The organism is Enterococcus sp. M-BR2 (assembly GCF_056612775.1).
Window position 1 is genome coordinate 1 of record NZ_CM152743.1, and the last position, 2,500, is coordinate 2,500.

The window sequence follows — 2,500 nt, forward strand, 5'->3', positions numbered from 1 at the left end:
AAGATAACTGAGTCGTTAAAAAAGAACAGCTTGCGAAGGTTGATTCTATTGAAAAAACTTCAAAAAAGTTCTTGACAAATAACAAACGATAAGTTATGATAAATGAGTTGCTGAAAGATTTCAAAAAAACGAAATCGAAAAAAACTTTTAAAAAAGAGTTGACAATCACTTGCCGCTCTGGTATGATATAAAAGTTGCTACGGCAGCCAAAACAAATCGGGAAAACATTTCCGATGAAGTAGACCTTTGAAAACTGAACAAAGTAAGACAAACCAAATGTGTAGGGCGTCTTGATTCAATTCAAGACAACAAACATTTTTAACAAGCAAGCAATATGCTAGCAAACAAATTGAGCTTAACAATCGTAAGATTGTTCGAACTTTTTATGAGAGTTTGATCCTGGCTCAGGACGAACGCTGGCGGCGTGCCTAATACATGCAAGTCGTACGCTTCTTTTTCCACCGGAGCTTGCTCCACCGGAAAAAGAAGAGTGGCGAACGGGTGAGTAACACGTGGGTAACCTGCCCATCAGAAGGGGATAACACTTGGAAACAGGTGCTAATACCGTATAACAATCGAAACCGCATGGTTTTGATTTGAAAGGCGCTTTCGGGTGTCGCTGATGGATGGACCCGCGGTGCATTAGCTAGTTGGTGAGGTAACGGCTCACCAAGGCCACGATGCATAGCCGACCTGAGAGGGTGATCGGCCACATTGGAACTGAGACACGGCCCAAACTCCTACGGGAGGCAGCAGTAGGGAATCTTCGGCAATGGACGAAAGTCTGACCGAGCAACGCCGCGTGAGTGAAGAAGGTTTTCGGATCGTAAAACTCTGTTGTTAGAGAAGAACAAGGATGAGAGTAACTGTTCATCCCTTGACGGTAACTAACCAGAAAGCCACGGCTAACTACGTGCCAGCAGCCGCGGTAATACGTAGGTGGCAAGCGTTGTCCGGATTTATTGGGCGTAAAGCGAGCGCAGGCGGTTTCTTAAGTCTGATGTGAAAGCCCCCGGCTCAACCGGGGAGGGTCATTGGAAACTGGGAGACTTGAGTGCAGAAGAGGAGAGTGGAATTCCATGTGTAGCGGTGAAATGCGTAGATATATGGAGGAACACCAGTGGCGAAGGCGGCTCTCTGGTCTGTAACTGACGCTGAGGCTCGAAAGCGTGGGGAGCAAACAGGATTAGATACCCTGGTAGTCCACGCCGTAAACGATGAGTGCTAAGTGTTGGAGGGTTTCCGCCCTTCAGTGCTGCAGCTAACGCATTAAGCACTCCGCCTGGGGAGTACGACCGCAAGGTTGAAACTCAAAGGAATTGACGGGGGCCCGCACAAGCGGTGGAGCATGTGGTTTAATTCGAAGCAACGCGAAGAACCTTACCAGGTCTTGACATCCTTTGACCACTCTAGAGATAGAGCTTCCCCTTCGGGGGCAAAGTGACAGGTGGTGCATGGTTGTCGTCAGCTCGTGTCGTGAGATGTTGGGTTAAGTCCCGCAACGAGCGCAACCCTTATTGTTAGTTGCCATCATTCAGTTGGGCACTCTAGCAAGACTGCCGGTGACAAACCGGAGGAAGGTGGGGATGACGTCAAATCATCATGCCCCTTATGACCTGGGCTACACACGTGCTACAATGGGAAGTACAACGAGTTGCGAAGTCGCGAGGCTAAGCTAATCTCTTAAAGCTTCTCTCAGTTCGGATTGCAGGCTGCAACTCGCCTGCATGAAGCCGGAATCGCTAGTAATCGCGGATCAGCACGCCGCGGTGAATACGTTCCCGGGCCTTGTACACACCGCCCGTCACACCACGAGAGTTTGTAACACCCGAAGTCGGTGAGGTAACCTTTTGGAGCCAGCCGCCTAAGGTGGGATAGATGATTGGGGTGAAGTCGTAACAAGGTAGCCGTATCGGAAGGTGCGGCTGGATCACCTCCTTTCTAAGGAATATTACGGAAACTACACAATTTGTTTTTACTTTGTTCAGTTTTGAGAGGTTTACTCTCAAACACTTTTGTTCATTGAAAACTGGATATTTGAAGTAAATGTAAGTAATACAAACCGAGAACACCGCGTTGAATTTGAAAGCTAAACAAATTGTTTAGCCTGAAGCAAAATAGGCGGACGACCATGAAATCTTTGATTTTATGAGACGATCGATCTTTTTGCCGCACAGGCTGATTTGTGAGCTGGATAGAGTTTTTTAATAAGTTCAATTGCTTATTTTCTTGATCTAACTTCTATCGCTAGAAGAAGGATCAAAACCCAACCGTAAGGTTGATAAGGTTAAGTGAATAAGGGCGCACGGTGGATGCCTTGGCACTAGGAGCCGATGAAGGACGGGACTAACACCGATATGCTTTGGGGAGCTGTACGTAAGCTATGATCCAGAGATTTCCGAATGGGGGAACCCAACATCTTTAATAGGATGTTACGATTGTGTGAATACATAGCACATTCGAGGTAGACGCAGAGAACTGAAACATCTAAGTACCTGCA

General features: G+C 47.1%; 2 rRNA genes (1 of these 2 cut by a window edge). Both read left to right on the forward strand.

Going from position 1 to position 2,500, the window contains the following annotated elements:
- Nucleotides 1-381: 381 nt before the first annotated feature.
- Nucleotides 382-1,941: ribosomal RNA gene (locus AC1F25_RS00005) — 16S ribosomal RNA — on the forward strand.
- A 344-nt stretch (nt 1,942-2,285) separates the two neighbouring features.
- Nucleotides 2,286-2,500: ribosomal RNA gene (locus AC1F25_RS00010) — 23S ribosomal RNA — on the forward strand (it continues 2,700 nt past the right edge of the window).
- The 16S and 23S rRNA genes sit together here, the layout of an rRNA operon.